Source organism: Bacillus sp. I-2 (assembly GCF_001974945.1).
Taxonomy (GTDB): domain Bacteria; phylum Bacillota; class Bacilli; order Bacillales; family Bacillaceae; genus Bacillus; species Bacillus safensis.
In genome coordinates, this window is the sequence record NZ_LZRW01000045.1 from 85604 (window position 1) to 101818 (window position 16215).

A 16215-nucleotide genomic window follows, 5' to 3' on the forward strand; every position below is an offset into this window, starting at 1 on the left:
GTACGATCATGATTAAAAAGCTATTAATTGCAAACAGAGGAGAAATCGCAGTTAGAATTATCCGCGCTTGTAAAGAGCTTGGAATTGAAACTGTTGCGGTATTTTCTGAAGCGGATCGCGATGCGTTGCATGTACAAATGGCTGATGAAGCATATTGCATCGGACCGACTGCTTCTAAAGATAGTTATTTAAATGTCACGAATATTGTCAGCGTAGCAAAATTAACAGGAACAGATGCCATCCATCCAGGATACGGCTTTTTAGCAGAAAATGCAGACTTTGCAGAGCTTTGCGAGGAATGTAATGTAATCTTTGTTGGACCAACTGCGTCAGCGATTTCCAAAATGGGAACGAAAGATGTCGCGAGAGAAACAATGAAGAATGCAGGCGTTCCGATCGTCCCTGGTTCTCAAGGAATTGTAAAAGATCTTGATGATGCTGTTTCAACAGCAGCTAGTATTGGGTATCCTGTGATTATTAAAGCAACTGCAGGCGGAGGCGGTAAAGGGATCCGTGTGGCTCGTACAGAAGAAGAGCTTATTAACGGAGTCACCATCACGCAGCAGGAAGCGGCGCAAAACTTTGGGAACCCTGGTGTCTATTTAGAAAAGTTCATTGAAGACTTTAGACATGTGGAAATTCAAGTGCTTGCAGATCAGCATGGCAATACGATTCATTTAGGAGAGCGTGATTGCTCGATCCAAAGAAGAATGCAAAAGCTTCTTGAAGAAACGCCATCACCAGCACTAAATGCAGACATCCGTGAGCAAATGGGTAAAGCAGCCGTAAAAGCAGCAGAAGCTGTTGAATACACAGGTGCTGGAACAGTCGAATTCATTTATGATTATAATGAAGAGAAGTTCTACTTCATGGAAATGAATACTCGTATCCAAGTAGAGCATCCTGTGACAGAAATGGTCACAGGTGTAGACTTGATCAAAGAACAGATCAAGGTTGCATCAGGTGAGAAGCTTTCTCTTACACAAGAGGATGTCGTATATGAAGGCTGGGCGATTGAATGCCGCATCAATGCAGAGAACCCAGAGAAAAACTTCATGCCTTCAGCTGGTGAAATTAAAATGTATCTTCCGCCTGGCGGTTTAGGTGTACGTGTTGATTCTGCCGCTTATCCGGGCTATGTGATTCCGCCATATTATGACAGCATGATTGCAAAAGTGATCACATATGGTAAGACAAGAGAAGAAGCGATTGCAAAAATGAAACGTGCGCTTCAAGAATTCGTCATTGAAGGAGTCTACACAACGATTCCATTCCACCTTAGATTGCTCGAGCATGAAACATTTGTGAGCGGTAACTTTAATACGAAGTTTTTAGAAACATACCAAATCATGAAATAATCACAGCTTTCGGAGGTGAATGATCGTGTCAGAAAACAATTTGCTTGAAATGAACCTTGATGAAGATCAATTGGGAAAAGTGCAAATTGCACCAGAAGTGATTGAAGTCATTGCTGGGATCGCCGCTTCAGAAGTCGAAGGCATTGCCGAAATGCGCGGCAATTTCGCTGCTGATGTAGCAGAACGCTTTGGAAAGAAAAATCACCGTAAAGGTGTAAAAGTAGATGTCTCTGATGAAGGCATCACAATCGATGTGTATTGTGTGGTTGAATTTGGCCTATCCATTCCAAAGGTATCCACTGCTGTACAAGAAAATATCCGTCAAACCCTTTTGAACATGACTGCCTTAACGATTAATGAAATTAACATTCATGTCGTTGGCATTCAATTTGATACAAAAGCACCTGAGGCTGAAGTAGATCAAGAAATGTAAAAAAGGGGTTCAAGTGAAACCAAGGAGGCATTGCCTCTTTGGTTTTTTAAAGCCCATTTTTGGGTGATTTCCGAATATTGATAACGTGACGCGTTGATTGATTCGTTTTTCGTCACAGCTCGCATGGATCTTGGTGCGACCACGGTCAAAATATGTTATGATCTCTGTATGGCTTAACGACAAGCGGATAAAGTGGTTAAAGGAGTAAATAATGAAAAGAAGAACTGCAAGAGAAAAGGCGCTACAAACATTATTTCAAATTGATGTGAGCAATATTGATCCGAAAGAGGCCATTACACATGCGCTGGATGAACAAGAATCAGATCCTTTTTTCGAGGAACTGGTTTTCGGTGTGCTTGAACAAAAGGACAAGCTTGATGACATGATCTCACAGCATCTAGTGAATTGGAAACTCGATCGTATTGCAAACGTAGACAGAGCCATTTTAAGGCTGTCTGTGTACGAGATGGTGTATCAAGAAGACATCCCAGTTAGTGTCTCAATGAATGAAGCGATTGAACTCGCCAAATTATTCGGCGATGATAAAGCACCGAAATTTGTAAATGGTGTACTTTCGAACATTAAAAACGACCTAAAGCAGCAATAGGAGGATTCGACATGACAGCAACAATCATCGATGGGAAAGAAACAGCAAAAGAAAAACGTGAACAATTAGCAAAAGAAGTAGAAGAGCTAAAACAAAAAGGAGTCACACCTGGTCTTGCCGTTATTCTAATCGGTGATGATCCGGCCTCACTTTCTTACGTACGTGGGAAGAAAAAAGCAGCAGAAGCAATGGGCATGCATTTTCAGCTTGATCATTTAGATGCTTCTTTAACAGAAGAAGAATTGCTTCAGCTGATTGATCAGTACAATGCGAACGATCAATTCCACGGGATTCTTGTTCAACTTCCACTGCCAAAACATATTTCTGAAAAAGCCGTCATTGAACGTATTTCACCTGAGAAAGATGTAGATGGTTTCCATCCATTAAATATCGGGAAAATGCTGCTTGGAGAGGATACATTCCTTCCTTGTACACCAGCAGGCATTGTTGAATTACTGAACAAAACGGGTGTCAGTCTTTCTGGAAAAGAAGTAGTTGTTGTTGGACGCAGCAATATTGTCGGCAAACCAGTTGGACAATTACTGTTAAACGAAAACGCAACGGTTACTTACTGCCATTCAAGAACGGCGAATATTTCAGAACATACGTTAAAAGCGGACATTTTAGTTGTTGCCGTCGGTCGAGCAAACTTTATAAAAGCTGACCAAATCAAAGAAGGCGCAATTGTCATCGATGTAGGAGTCAATCGTTTGGATACTGGGAAGCTTGTTGGGGATGTTGATTTTGAAGAAGCAAAAGAAAAAGCTTCTTACATCACACCAGTCCCTGGCGGAGTCGGTCCAATGACGATTACGATGCTTGCACATAATACGGTTAAATCAGCAAAACGTACATTAGCATAAGCTTTATCCATTCATCCACCTGCATGCTGCCGGTGGATGAATGTGCGTTTTTGAAGAGGAGGAATACGTCATGAGTGAAAAAGCCTTTGTGACGGTCACAGCCCTTACAAAATACATAAAAAGAAAATTTGATGTTGATCCGCATTTAGAAGATATTTGGATCAAAGGTGAGTTATCCAATGTGAAGATTCATTCAAGAGGTCATGTGTACTTCACCTTAAAAGACGAAAACGCACGCATGCAAGCCGTCATGTTCCAGCGTTCCGCAGCAAAGCTGCCTTTTTCACCAAAAAGCGGAATGAAAGTGTTTGTACGCGGCGGGATTCAAGTATATGAACCAAGCGGCAACTATCAATTATATGCAAAAGAAATGCAGCCTGATGGTGTTGGTGCTCTTCATCTCGCTTATGAAGAGCTGAAGAAAAAGCTGGCAAGTGAAGGCTTATTTGATGCGCGCTATAAAAAACCAATTCCTGAATATCCAGAGGTTGTTGGTGTGATTACATCCCCAACTGGAGCGGCTGTTCGAGATGTCATCACAACGATTAACCGGCGCTATCAGCAGGCGAAAATCATTGTGCTTCCGGCGCTTGTCCAAGGTGAAAATGCCATCCGTTCAATCGTAGAGCGGATCAAAGAAGCAAATGAAAAACAGATCTGTGATGTCTTGATTGTCGGAAGAGGAGGCGGTTCGATCGAAGAACTTTGGGCCTTTAATGAAGAAGCTGTCGCAAGAGCGATCTTCGCATCAGACATTCCAATCATTTCTGCAGTGGGGCATGAAACGGACTTTACGATCAGTGATTTCACTGCAGACATGAGAGCACCCACACCAACAGGAGCAGCCGAGCTCGCAGTTCCAAGCACAGCCGATTTAATAGAACGAATCAAATCCATTGACATACGGCTTACAAGGGCCGTGAAGAACCGAACATCACAAGCGAAAGACCGTCTTGTGGCGCTGCAATCCTCTTATGCCTTCCGTTTTCCAAAACGATTGCAGGAGCAAAAAGAGCAGCAATTCGATTTGGTATTTGACCGTTTTCAAAAACAGCTGACGAGACAAATTGAACAAAAACGCAGTCAACTAGACCGCCAGACATACAGGCTGAAGCCGCTTCATCCAAAAGAGCAGCTGCTTCAGGCGAAAAAACGCCACGCCAATGAAACAGAACAGCTCATCCGCAGCATGAATGTGCAAATGAAAACAATTCATTCGCAGTTCCAATCTGTTCTTGGTAAACTAAATGCATTAAATCCACTTCAAGTGATGGAAAGAGGCTACAGTTTAGCCTATAAAGACGATGAACTGATTAAAAGTGTAAACCAAGTGGATACGAAGGATCAGCTGGCTATCACCATGAAGGATGGACGTCTGATTTGTGAGGTTATTGAGAAGGAGGGGCAATCATCATGACAGAATCAAATAAACAAAAAGAAGAACAAATGACATTTGAAGAAGCGATGAAAGGTCTTGAGGAGATCGTTGGGAAGCTCGAAGAAGGAGATGTACCACTTGAGCAAGCCATTCATTATTTTCAAGAAGGCATGACACTTTCAAAGCTTTGTCATGAAAAATTACAGCACGTTGAAAAGCAGATGGATTTCATTTTAAAAGAGGACGGTGAGCTGGCTCCTTTCTCAGTGAAGGAGGCAGATGCTGGTGACAAGTAATTTGCAGGATTTTTTAACAACAAGAAAACAGGCCATTGAAGATTATTTATTTACATATGTTCAGGAATTGAAGATTCCAGAAGAACTAAAATCTTCGATGCTTTACTCACTTGAAGCTGGAGGGAAAAGACTTCGCCCTGTTCTCGTTCTTGCTTTATTACATGCCTACGGAAAAAACGAAGAAGATGGCATTCCGGTTGGCTGTGCTGTAGAAATGATTCATACGTATTCATTGATACATGACGACCTTCCTTGCATGGACGATGATGACCTGCGCAGAGGAAAGCCGACCAACCATAAAGTATACGGAGAAGCAACAGCGGTTCTCGCTGGTGATGCACTTTTAACGGAAAGCTTTCGCCTGATTACATCGCAGCTATCTAGCAGCGTCTCTCCTGACCAAAAGCTTAGAATCGTAGATGAGCTTGTGAGGTCAGCAGGTGCACTAGGAATGGTTGGCGGTCAATTTGATGACATGGAAGCAGAGCAAAAACAAGTCCCGCTTGCTGAACTAGAATCCATTCATGCCCGGAAAACAGGAAAGCTTCTCACATTCAGCGTCACAGCAGGTGCAATGCTGGCAGGAGCATCAGATGACGATATCGAAAAACTAAGAGAATTCAGCTATCATATTGGCATTGCTTTTCAAATCCGTGATGACATTTTAGACCTCGAAGGTAGCGAAGAAAAAATAGGAAAACGGGTCGGCTCTGATACAGCGAATGAAAAGTCGACATATCCTTCTTTATTAACGCTTTCAGGAGCAAAAGAAAAGCTGCACGAGCACATCACACGTGCAAAAGAAATTGTCTCAAATCTTGAATTAGAGCAGCAATTGCTGCATGAGTTATGTGATCTGATCGCTTCAAGAGATCATTAAAAACAGCCTAGATTTGAGGGTCTTCGAGCAATTGTGGTAAACTGTAAACAGTTTATCATGATAAGACAACTCTTATTCCCGCTTGGTTTTCATAGGAATAAGGCATTATATATGTAGATAGAAATTTTGTTGAAAGCGAGTTGATCCTGATTGGATCTTTTATCAATAAAAAATCCAACGTTTCTAAAAGGAATGTCAAATGCAGAATTAGAGGAGCTTAGTGCTGACATTCGCATGTTTTTAATTGAGTCCTTGGCTAACTCTGGCGGGCATATCGGTCCGAACCTGGGTGTCGTTGAACTCACGGTTGCCCTTCATAAAGTATTTGACAGCCCGAAAGACAAATTCCTTTGGGATGTTGGACATCAGTCTTATGTTCACAAGCTGTTAACTGGAAGAGGGGCGGAGTTTGATACACTTCGTCAATATAAAGGACTTTGCGGTTTTCCTAAACGAAATGAAAGTGAGCATGATGTTTGGGAAACAGGCCACAGCTCAACGTCATTATCTGGCGCGATGGGTATGGCGGCGGCGCGGGATATTAAAGGGACAGATGAATATATCCTGCCGATTATCGGAGATGGTGCATTAACCGGCGGTATGGCTCTTGAAGCTCTGAATCATATCGGTGATGAAAAGAAAGATATGATCGTTATCTTAAACGATAATGAAATGAGTATTGCACCAAACGTCGGTGCAATTCACACCATGCTTGGCAGACTGCGCACAGCAGGCAAGTACCAATGGGTAAAGGACGAGCTCGAATATTTATTCAAGCGGATCCCAGCTGTAGGCGGAAAGCTTGCTGCTACAGCAGAGCGTATTAAAGACAGCCTCAAGTATTTACTAGTGTCTGGCATGTTTTTTGAGGAAATGGGATTCACTTACTTAGGTCCTGTTGATGGACATTCTTATGAAGATCTTTTTGAAAACCTTGAATATGCAAAGAAAACAAAAGGTCCTGTTCTGCTACATGTCATCACGAAAAAAGGAAAAGGCTATCAGCCGGCAGAATCCGATAAAATTGGGACATGGCACGGCACAGGTCCATACAAAATTGATACAGGTGATTTTGTAAAACCAGCTGCAGCTGCACCGTCATGGAGTGGTCTTGTCAGTGAAACAGTCAGAAAGCTTGCGCGGAAAGATGAGCGAATTGTGGCCATCACGCCTGCGATGCCTGTTGGCTCAAAACTTGAAGGCTTCGCCAAGGAATTTCCTGAGCGAATGTTTGATGTAGGGATTGCTGAGCAGCATGCAGCCACAATGGCAGCTGGGCTTGCGACGCAGGATATGAAGCCATTTTTAGCGATTTATTCAACGTTCCTGCAAAGAGCTTATGATCAAGTGCTGCATGATATTTGCCGCCAAAACCTCAATGTATTTATCGGAATTGACCGTGCGGGTCTTGTCGGTGCTGATGGAGAAACGCATCAAGGTGTGTTTGATATTGCCTTCATGCGTCATATGCCGAATATGGTGCTCATGATGCCGAAGGATGAAAATGAAGGCCAGCACATGGTCAATACAGCCATTCAGTATGATGACGGTCCAATTGCCATGCGTTTCCCGCGCGGAAATGGGCTTGGCGTGAAAATGGATGAACAGCTCAAAACCATTCCGATTGGATCTTGGGAGGTTCTTCGCCCAGGGAAGGATGCCGTCATCTTAACATTCGGTACGACGATTAAAATGGCGCTGCAAGCAGCTGAGGAACTTCAAAAAGAAGGGAAATCAATTCGTGTCGTCAACGCTCGGTTTATTAAGCCGCTTGATGAAGCGATGCTAAACGACATTCTTTCTGAAGGGATTCCGATTTTAACGATTGAAGAAGCTGTGCTCCAAGGCGGGTTTGGCAGCAGTGTATTAGAATATCTACACGACAAGAAAGCATCACATATCAAAGTAGAACGCATGGGTATCCCAGATCAATTTATTGAGCATGGAAGTGTTGATGCCCTGCTTGAAGAAATTGGACTGACGAAAGCACATGTTGCTGAGACTTTACGTGACCTGCTTCCAGCAGCACCAAGAAAAGGAATTGGATCATGACATCAAAGAAAGAACGACTTGACGTTTTATTAGTCGAACAAGGACTAATGGAAACAAGAGAGAAAGCAAAGCGTGCCATCATGGCAGGGATCGTTTACTCAAATGAAACCCGTTTGGATAAACCAGGAGAGAAAATTGCTCGTGATACGCCGCTTACAGTGAAGGGGAACCCTCTCAAATACGTAAGCCGCGGCGGGTTAAAGCTTGAAAAAGCGCTTAAAGAATTTGATCTGACAGTTGAAGGGAAATTGCTGATTGATATTGGCTCATCAACAGGCGGATTTACAGATTGTGCTCTTCAAAATGGAGCAGTCAAATCATATGCTGTAGACGTTGGCTACAATCAGCTTGCGTGGAAATTAAGGCAGGATGACAGGGTCATCGTCATGGAGCGCACTAATTTCCGCCATTCCGTCCCAGCTGATTTTACTGAAGGATTGCCAGAAGTGGCATCGATTGATGTATCTTTTATTTCACTTAAACTCATTCTGCCGGCTTTAAAGCATATTCTTGTTCCGGGTGGTGACTGTATTGCACTCGTCAAGCCTCAATTTGAAGCAGGCAGAGAGCTTGTTGGGAAAAAAGGCATCGTACGTGAGCCCTCTGTCCACCTTGGTGTACTAGAAGAGATGAATCAATTTGCTGCAAAAGAAGGCTATGATGTAAAGGATGTATCATTTTCGCCTATCACCGGTGGAGACGGAAATATTGAATTCCTTCTCCATCTAGTGCTTCATCCTGATCAAGAAAAAAATGCGGCACTTCCTGCTTCAGAACTTGAGAAGGTTGTGAAGGAAGCCCATTCTGTATTGAAAGAAAAGAAAAACAGCCCTGAGCCGGCTGACACATGAAATCATTGAAACAAAAGGAATAATAGCTCGCTATTATTCCTTTTTACATGGTCAAAAGACAAGAATTGGCCGTATCTCACGTAATGCTTGTTTTTTGAACTGTGCATCATATAACATAGAACGTAAAGACAAACTGAGAATGAAACGCCTAGGGGGGTCAAATATGAATAAAGGTCAAAGGCATATTAAAATTAGAGAAATCATTGCAAGCCAAGAAATCGAAACACAAGATGAATTGGTCGATATTTTGAAAGCCGATGGATATAACATCACACAAGCGACCGTTTCTAGAGATATTAAAGAATTACATTTAGTGAAAGTTCCGACGAACAATGGAACATATAAATACAGTCTTCCTGCGGATCAGCGGTTTAATCCACTGTCAAAGCTGAAGCGTTCCCTAATGGATGCATTTATTAAAATGGATGCTGCCAGTCATTTAATTGTTCTTAAAACAATGCCGGGTAATGCTCAGGCGATTGGTGCTTTAATGGATAATTTAGATTGGGAAGAAATTATGGGAACGATTTGCGGGGATGATACCATTTTAATCATTTGCCGCACCCCAGATGATACAGAGACAGTTTCGAGCAAAATTTTAGAGCTTCTATAAAGAATCAGGTTTACTAAAAGAGGTGTCAAATGAGTGTTAGCAGAACTAACCATTAAAAACTTTGCAATCATTGAAGAGTTAACGGTTTCATTTGAAAAAGGACTCACGGTTCTAACGGGGGAAACAGGTGCTGGAAAATCCATCATGATTGACGCTGTCTCACTTCTCGTGGGAGGAAGAGGGTCCTCTGAATTTGTCCGCTACGGTGAAAAAAAGGCAGAGCTGGAAGGGCTTTTTCTTGTACCAGCCGATCACCCTGTATTTGCTCTATGCGAAGAGCAGGGAATTGACGCATCAGATGAAATGATGATCCTCCGCCGTGATATTAACAACAGCGGGAAAAGCATATGCCGGATTAATGGAAAGCTTGTCACCATCTCACTTTTACGGGAAGTAGGACGGCTTTTGCTTGATATACATGGACAGCACGATAACCAGCTGCTCATGGAAGATGAAAATCATCTGCATTTGCTCGATCAATTTGGAGCAGAAGAAATTGCACCGGCTCTCTTGCAGTATCAAGAAGCATATGATCAATATATGAAGACGGCTCAAAAGCTCAGGCAGCTGTCTGAGAATGAGCAGGAAATGGTGCACCGCTTAGATTTACTCCAATTTCAGCTAGAGGAGATTGAGGCGGCACAATTAGAGCCGGGAGAAGATGAGAGGCTTCAGGAAGAGCGACATCAAATCAGCAACTACGAAAAAATCTATTCCTCACTCCAAAACGCGTATAACGCTTTGCGTAATGAGCAAGGAGGACTAGATTGGGTTGGTATGTCCTCAAGTGAGCTTGAGCAAGTGTCTGAGATCAACGATGATTTGAAAAAGTTATCTGAACAAGTGTCGAACTCCTACTACTTATTAGAGGATTCAACCTTCCAAATGCGAAGCATGCTGGATCAATTAGAATTCGATCCGGCTCGTCTTGATTTTATTGAATCCAGGCTGAATGAAATGAAGCAGCTAAAACGAAAATACGGTACAACCGTTGAGGAAATTTTGGAGTATGCGGCGAAGATTGAAGAAGAAATAGATCAAATCCAAAATCGAGACAGCCATCTGCAGACGCTCAAAAATAAATTAGATGCGATGAGCCGTGATGCCCTGCTGGAAGCACTTAACGTTTCGGAACTGCGTAAAAAATGGGCCAAAAAGCTAGCAAAGCAAATTCAAACAGAGCTCAAGGATTTGTATATGGAGAAGTCATCATTTGACACAGCTTTTTCTGTTCGATATGCGCCATTTGGCAGCACCGATTGTCCGCTATTAGACGGAAAACCTGTCCAGCTCGGGAAAAATGGAATCGACCAAGCACAATTTGTCATTTCTACAAATACAGGCGAACCGATGAAATCTTTATCGAAAGTAGCCTCAGGTGGAGAAATTTCACGTGTCATGCTCGCTGTGAAGAGTATTTTCTCAGCTAAACAAGACGTCACATCCATTATTTTCGATGAAGTTGATACAGGTGTCAGCGGTAGAGTGGCACAAGCCATTGCTGAGAAAATTTACAAAGTTGCGTCTGGATCACAAGTGCTCTGTATTACACACCTGCCTCAAGTAGCCGCAATGGCTGACACGCATCTCTTCATTTCGAAACGCTCGAAAGCGGGCAGAACACTGACGAGTGTCAAACCATTAAGTCATGAAGAAAAAGTGAGTGAAATTGGGCGGATGATTGCCGGTGTGGAAGTGACTGAGCTGACAAAACAGCACGCAAAAGAACTATTGCACCAAGCAAATGATGTCAAAACAACAGGGTAGCTGAATCATCAGCTGCCTTTTTTTATGTTGTGTAAAAGCCGGCGTATATACCCATAAAATCGTCTTTTTCTTTTATCAATTTATCCAATCATTTTCTAAAGCTGCCGGTTATAAATCCTCTCGAAGAAGGCAAAAGTAAAGATGTAGCCAAAACATGAGTGTTCTGGTGTGGGTAAGGAGCGAGGAGAGTGAAAAATGAATGCCCGAAAAGATGAGAAAAGCCATTGGTGTGATTCTCCTTGTTTCTTTAATAAGTACAGGGTTTATGAGCATAGTGAAGGAATATATCAGCATTCCAACAAATGTTGCTGTATTTGAAAAACAAAAGCACTCAATTGACACATCGATTGAAGCGTCAGCCAATGCTTCTTCACCAGCCTTTAGCCTTTCAGAGAAAAAGAATCAGCTGGATATTACAGGACAAAAGGCGGGAAAAGCCGAAATTGTTTATGATTTTAAAGGATTTCCTATTAAGAAAACAAAAGTTGACGTTCTCCCTGAATTAAAAGTCATTCCTGGAGGACAATCCATTGGCGTCAAGCTCCACTCTGTAGGAGTTCTCGTTGTAGGTTTTCATCAAATCACAACAGCAGACGGCAAAAAATCACCAGGTGAAGCCGCAGGCATTCAATCAGGGGATATGATCATTGAAATCAATGGTCAAAAAATGGAGAAAATGAATGACCTCACCCCATTTATTCAGAAAGCAGGGAAAACGGGTGAAACGCTTCGTTTGCTCATAAAGAGAGATCATAAAACCTTTCAAACAACATTAACACCCGCAAAAGATGCAAGTGAAGGCATCTATCGAATTGGTCTTTACATTCGTGATTCTGCAGCAGGAATCGGCACGATGACCTTTTTTGAACCTTCATCTAAAAAATATGGTGCCCTTGGGCATGTGATTTCTGACATGGATACAAAAAAACCAATTGTTGTCGACAATGGTGAAATTGTTAGATCAACCGTGACATCGATTGAAAAAGGCACAGGAGGCAATCCTGGAGAAAAATTGGCGAGATTCTCTTCCGAAAGAAAAACAATAGGAGATATCTCCCGCAACAGCCCTTTTGGTATCTTTGGTACGTTAACCGAAAAGCTTGAAAATCATGTAGCAGATAAACCACTTCCAGTCGCTTTATCAAATGAAGTAAAAGAAGGCCCAGCAGAAATTTTAACCGTTGTGGATCATGATAAAGTGGAGAAGTTTGATATTAAAATCGTCAGCACAACACCGCAGAAATTCCCAGCAACCAAAGGAATGGTATTGAAGGTAACAGATGAGCGGCTCTTAAGCAAAACGGGCGGAATCGTCCAAGGAATGAGCGGAAGCCCCATCATCCAAAATGGCAAAGTCATTGGAGCTGTCACACACGTATTCGTCAATGATCCGACTAGCGGGTACGGCGTACACATTGAATGGATGCTGTCAGAAGCAGGAATCGACCTTTATCAAAAAAACAAAAAAGCAAGCTGATCATCAAACTGCCGCGAATCTTCCGGCAGTTTTTTTCTACCCTTTCTTTCTCTTCCATCATGTTATAAAATAAGGAAAAAGAGATTTTTCGACAAAATGGAAAAAAGCTTGTTGTCAAATTGCAATAATCGTCGATTCGTTAAGAAAAACGTAGAAAAAGCTAGATAATGCTCTATTATTCGGAAAATTAAAGTTTTTTAAAGGTGATAGCATGGTTTTGTCGAATTGAACACTCAGAAGAGAAATGCAAAAGACTAAAGGAATCGACATTGGGGAGGAAAGAACGTGGAGAAAATTAAAGTGTGTGTAGCTGATGACAATCGAGAGCTTGTTGGCCTTTTGACAGAGTACATTGAGGGACAGGAAGATATGGAAGTACTTGGCGTGGCGTATAATGGTCAGGAATGCCTGACATTATTTAAAGATAAAGAGCCCGACGTTCTCCTCTTAGACATTATTATGCCTCATTTAGACGGTCTTGCTGTACTAGAACGCCTCCGTGAAAACAATGAAATGACAAAACAGCCAAGTGTGATTATGCTAACGGCATTTGGACAAGAAGATGTCACGAAAAAAGCAGTTGATTTGGGCGCATCCTATTTCATTTTAAAGCCATTTGATATGGAAAACCTAGTCGGTCATATTCGTCAAGTCAGTGGAAACGGCACACAAGTTACCCATCGCTCTTCATCAATCCAAAACAGTGTTCTTCGTAACAAACCTGAACCGAAACGTAAAAACTTAGATGCGAGCATTACGACCATTATTCATGAGATTGGCGTGCCCGCTCATATTAAAGGCTATTTATACTTAAGAGAAGCGATTTCTATGGTGTACAATGACATTGAGCTTCTCGGAAGCATTACTAAAGTGTTGTACCCAGACATTGCAAAGAAATTTAACACGACTGCCAGCAGGGTAGAACGAGCGATTCGTCATGCCATTGAAGTCGCTTGGAGCAGAGGAAACATTGATTCCATTTCCTCACTCTTTGGTTATACTGTCAGCATGTCAAAAGCGAAACCAACCAATTCAGAATTTATTGCCATGGTAGCTGATCGTTTGCGATTAGAGCATAGAGCAAGCTAGTATCTTTTTCAGGAAAAAACGTTTCTTCATTGAGACGTTTTTTTATTTTGAAACATGTTGTCAAAAATTGGTTAGGTTGATAAAATCATCTTAATGTTTAAATTGGACAAACGGGCTGCTTTATTTTCAGAATAAAATGAAAAATAAAGCATGAAAAAAATAAAAAAGACATAAAGTAGTGGTAATCAGCTACGCCAATCGATCATGAAGTCTTCAAAATAGAAGAAGAAAACGCTCATTCGTAAGAAAAAGGATGAGAGGAAAAGGTCTCATGGATTTGGTAATTAAAGCAAACGAGATCGAAAGTTCTATTTCTATTGACCTGATTGGTTGGCGTTTTAAAGTCACTGGCTTCTTAGAGATTGTGCCATTTGAACTGAATATTCCCATTGTCGAATTTAATAATTTTCACATTCTTTTACTATGCTATAATAATGAAAAGAAGAGGGTGAGGTTATGGGAAAGCTGAAAATCCACTCTGCTGAGGTAGCGAACGAAATTAGCAAGTGGACGAGGGTCATTTCTCAGAATGACTTAGAAAAATCTGCTGTCTATAAAGAGAAAATTCAGAATTTGCTAAAAAATACAGATGAAGACCGTGAAGTTCTCCTTTATTATCAGCTTGTTGACGGCAGACATGAAATGTTACTTGGAAATATTGAAAAAGCCAATCAAATTATGAAAAGTGTCGGAACGCTCGATGAGAAGGCAGATGACATTATTAATTTTTATTTTTACTTTTACAAAGGCCAATATGCTGCATATGTGAAAAAGTATGATGAAGCCATTAGCTTTTACAAAATTGCAGAACAGCGGCTAAAACGTGTGAATGAAGACCTGGAAGTAGGAACTTTTCACCATAAGGTTGCTTCGATCTATTACGAACTGAAACAAAATTTCATATCCATTAATCATATTAAAAAAGCCATCGATACATTCAAAGCGCATGAAGAGTACACAGCGCAGGCGATTGACAGCTTAATTTTACATGCAAGTAATTGTATTGATTTGTTCCAATTCGATGAAGCAGAGAAAAAGTATAAAGAAGCACTTGAGAAAAGTAAGCGCATTAACAATGAAGTGCTGATTGGGAAATGCTATCACAATTTAGCGGTTCTTTATTATGCAAAGCATGATTATGAAAAAAGCGCACATTATGCCAAAAAAGGGATGGGCATTCAAATTCACCGTGACAATAGCCATTATTACATCCAATCTTTATATGTTCTGGCGAATGCCTTGGTTCATCTAGGAGATCAAGAGGCGAGGGAATATATTAAAGAGGGTATTTTGTATAGTTGTGATATCCAAAATAATGAATATATAGTAAAATTTGAAATTTTGGATTTGATGTGCGAGAATAGTGGGGCAGCAGACGTATTCTCAGAAAAATTAGACTACATAGAAAAAAATAGATTATATGTGGAGCTTGAGGATTTGTCTGAACAAATATCGAAATACTTCAAGGAACGAAATGATTATCAAAATGCCATTCGTTTTCTTGAAAAGAAATTCGATGCACAAATACTTCAAAAGAAAGTGGAGGTTATCTTATGAAAAAGTTGTTGTTAGGTGTAACCGTTGTTACAGCAGTCGCAGTTGTTTCTTCCCTTTTTGCTCTTGACGCAGAGACGACAGAGCAAGCCATCAGAGCGATTACGTGATCGAATTTATCTGTCAACCTCTTCGTATGAATCAGAAGAGGTTTTTTTTATGCGCTCAAAACTGGAAAAACGAAAAAAGACACGTCATAATGTAAGGAAGCATCATATTTAGAGGTGACCTATGACGAAAATTTTTGCACACAGAGGCTTTAAAGGCATTTATCCTGAAAACACCATGATAGCCTTCGAGCATGCACTCCATTCGGGAGCTGACGGAATTGAGCTGGATGTTCAGCTGACAAAAGACGGCAGGCTTGCTGTCATTCACGATGAGAAACTGAACAGAACAACGAACATGAAAGGTTTAGTGAAAGACCATACATATGAAGAATTAAAAGCAGGAGATGCGAGTCACTCTTTCTACGAAGAAACCGGTGCTGTATCCATTCCTCTTTTAGAGGAAGTATTAGAGCTAGTGACGCAGCAATCATCACTCATCATCAATATTGAACTAAAAAACTCCATTTATCGATATCCGGGTATCGAAGAGAAAGTAAAAAAACAAATCGAGCATTTTCAAATAGAAGACCGTGTACTTGTTTCATCTTTTCATCACGGCAGTTTAGCTCTTTTTCACAAACTGATGCCGCATGTTGAACTTGCGGTTCTCACAATGGATGTGATTCATCAGCCGGAGATGTATATAAAAACAGTACCAGCAAGGGGCTACCATCCAAATATCAAGGGTGCCGGCGTGACCAAAGAGGTTGTGGCAGCTCTCCATGCATCTCAGCAAGTGATCAGGCCGTTTACAGTAAATAGTGAAAAGCAAATGAAAAACATGTTTTCCTTAGGTGTCGATGGCATTTTTACTGATTTTCCTGACCGAGCCGTGAAAATAAGAGAAGAAATGAAATAAAGACCTGCTCTAAATCAGCGGGTCTTTT

General features: G+C 41.4%; 16 protein-coding genes. All 16 read left to right on the forward strand.

Annotated features, from left to right (window positions below; genetic code table 11):
* The first annotated feature begins 8 nt into the window (after positions 1 to 8).
* The 16 genes from accC to BAE31_RS16930 all read left to right on the forward strand — a co-directional run bounded on the left by accC (position 9) and on the right by BAE31_RS16930 (position 16187).
* Positions 9 to 1358, forward strand: a complete 1350-nt coding sequence (accC, locus tag BAE31_RS16855; protein ID WP_041106830.1) for an acetyl-CoA carboxylase biotin carboxylase subunit — start codon at positions 9 to 11, stop codon at positions 1356 to 1358.
* Between the two features lie 25 nt (positions 1359 to 1383).
* Positions 1384 to 1791 carry an Asp23/Gls24 family envelope stress response protein gene (locus tag BAE31_RS16860; RefSeq protein ID WP_034280262.1) on the forward strand — a complete coding sequence of 136 codons (408 nt, stop codon included), beginning with the start codon at positions 1384 to 1386 and terminating at the stop codon, positions 1789 to 1791.
* A 211-nt stretch (positions 1792 to 2002) separates the two neighbouring features.
* A complete protein-coding gene (gene nusB / locus BAE31_RS16865) occupies positions 2003 to 2398 on the forward strand; it encodes a transcription antitermination factor NusB (RefSeq protein ID WP_012010530.1) in 396 nt (131 codons plus the stop codon).
* Between the two features lie 11 nt (positions 2399 to 2409).
* Positions 2410 to 3261, forward strand: coding sequence for a bifunctional methylenetetrahydrofolate dehydrogenase/methenyltetrahydrofolate cyclohydrolase FolD (gene folD / locus BAE31_RS16870; protein ID WP_024422943.1), 852 nt, complete (start codon positions 2410 to 2412; stop codon positions 3259 to 3261).
* Between the two features lie 70 nt (positions 3262 to 3331).
* Positions 3332 to 4678 (forward strand): exodeoxyribonuclease VII large subunit, encoded by a 1347-nt coding sequence (gene xseA / locus BAE31_RS16875; protein WP_041106829.1) that lies wholly within the window; start codon positions 3332 to 3334, stop codon positions 4676 to 4678.
* Positions 4675 to 4935: an exodeoxyribonuclease VII small subunit gene (locus tag BAE31_RS16880; RefSeq protein ID WP_003215880.1), complete on the forward strand. Its 261-nt coding sequence runs from the start codon at positions 4675 to 4677 to the stop codon at positions 4933 to 4935. The genes xseA and BAE31_RS16880 overlap by 4 nt, the downstream gene beginning before the upstream one ends.
* Complete coding sequence (locus BAE31_RS16885; RefSeq protein WP_237727613.1) at positions 4919 to 5815, forward strand: polyprenyl synthetase family protein; 897 nt, start codon at positions 4919 to 4921, stop codon at positions 5813 to 5815. Before BAE31_RS16880 ends, BAE31_RS16885 begins: the two co-directional genes overlap by 17 nt.
* Before the next feature lie 150 nt (positions 5816 to 5965).
* Positions 5966 to 7867: a 1-deoxy-D-xylulose-5-phosphate synthase gene (dxs, locus tag BAE31_RS16890; RefSeq protein WP_034280265.1), complete on the forward strand. Its 1902-nt coding sequence runs from the start codon at positions 5966 to 5968 to the stop codon at positions 7865 to 7867.
* Positions 7864 to 8718, forward strand: a complete 855-nt coding sequence (locus tag BAE31_RS16895) for a TlyA family RNA methyltransferase (RefSeq protein ID WP_041106824.1) — start codon at positions 7864 to 7866, stop codon at positions 8716 to 8718. The genes dxs and BAE31_RS16895 overlap by 4 nt, the downstream gene beginning before the upstream one ends.
* A gap of 163 nt (positions 8719 to 8881) precedes the next feature.
* Complete coding sequence (gene ahrC, locus BAE31_RS16900) at positions 8882 to 9331, forward strand: transcriptional regulator AhrC/ArgR (protein ID WP_024422938.1); 450 nt, start codon at positions 8882 to 8884, stop codon at positions 9329 to 9331.
* Between the two features lie 33 nt (positions 9332 to 9364).
* Positions 9365 to 11098: a DNA repair protein RecN gene (recN, locus tag BAE31_RS16905; protein ID WP_034280267.1), complete on the forward strand. Its 1734-nt coding sequence runs from the start codon at positions 9365 to 9367 to the stop codon at positions 11096 to 11098.
* A 199-nt stretch (positions 11099 to 11297) separates the two neighbouring features.
* Positions 11298 to 12575 carry a SpoIVB peptidase gene (spoIVB, locus tag BAE31_RS16910; protein WP_025092993.1) on the forward strand — a complete coding sequence of 426 codons (1278 nt, stop codon included), beginning with the start codon at positions 11298 to 11300 and terminating at the stop codon, positions 12573 to 12575.
* Positions 12576 to 12860: 285 nt separating this feature from the next.
* Complete coding sequence (gene spo0A / locus BAE31_RS16915; protein ID WP_024422935.1) at positions 12861 to 13664, forward strand: sporulation transcription factor Spo0A; 804 nt, start codon at positions 12861 to 12863, stop codon at positions 13662 to 13664.
* 271 nt (positions 13665 to 13935) lie between these two features.
* Entirely contained in the window at positions 13936 to 14133 is a 198-nt protein-coding gene (locus tag BAE31_RS16920; RefSeq protein WP_024422934.1) for a hypothetical protein, read from the forward strand.
* The gene (locus tag BAE31_RS16925; protein ID WP_024422933.1) at positions 14121 to 15221 is read left to right on the forward strand and encodes a Rap family tetratricopeptide repeat protein; all 1101 of its coding nucleotides are present in this window, start codon (positions 14121 to 14123) and stop codon (positions 15219 to 15221) included. Before BAE31_RS16920 ends, BAE31_RS16925 begins: the two co-directional genes overlap by 13 nt.
* A gap of 228 nt (positions 15222 to 15449) precedes the next feature.
* Entirely contained in the window at positions 15450 to 16187 is a 738-nt protein-coding gene (locus BAE31_RS16930; RefSeq protein ID WP_024422932.1) for a glycerophosphodiester phosphodiesterase, read from the forward strand.
* The last annotated feature ends 28 nt before the right edge of the window (positions 16188 to 16215 follow it).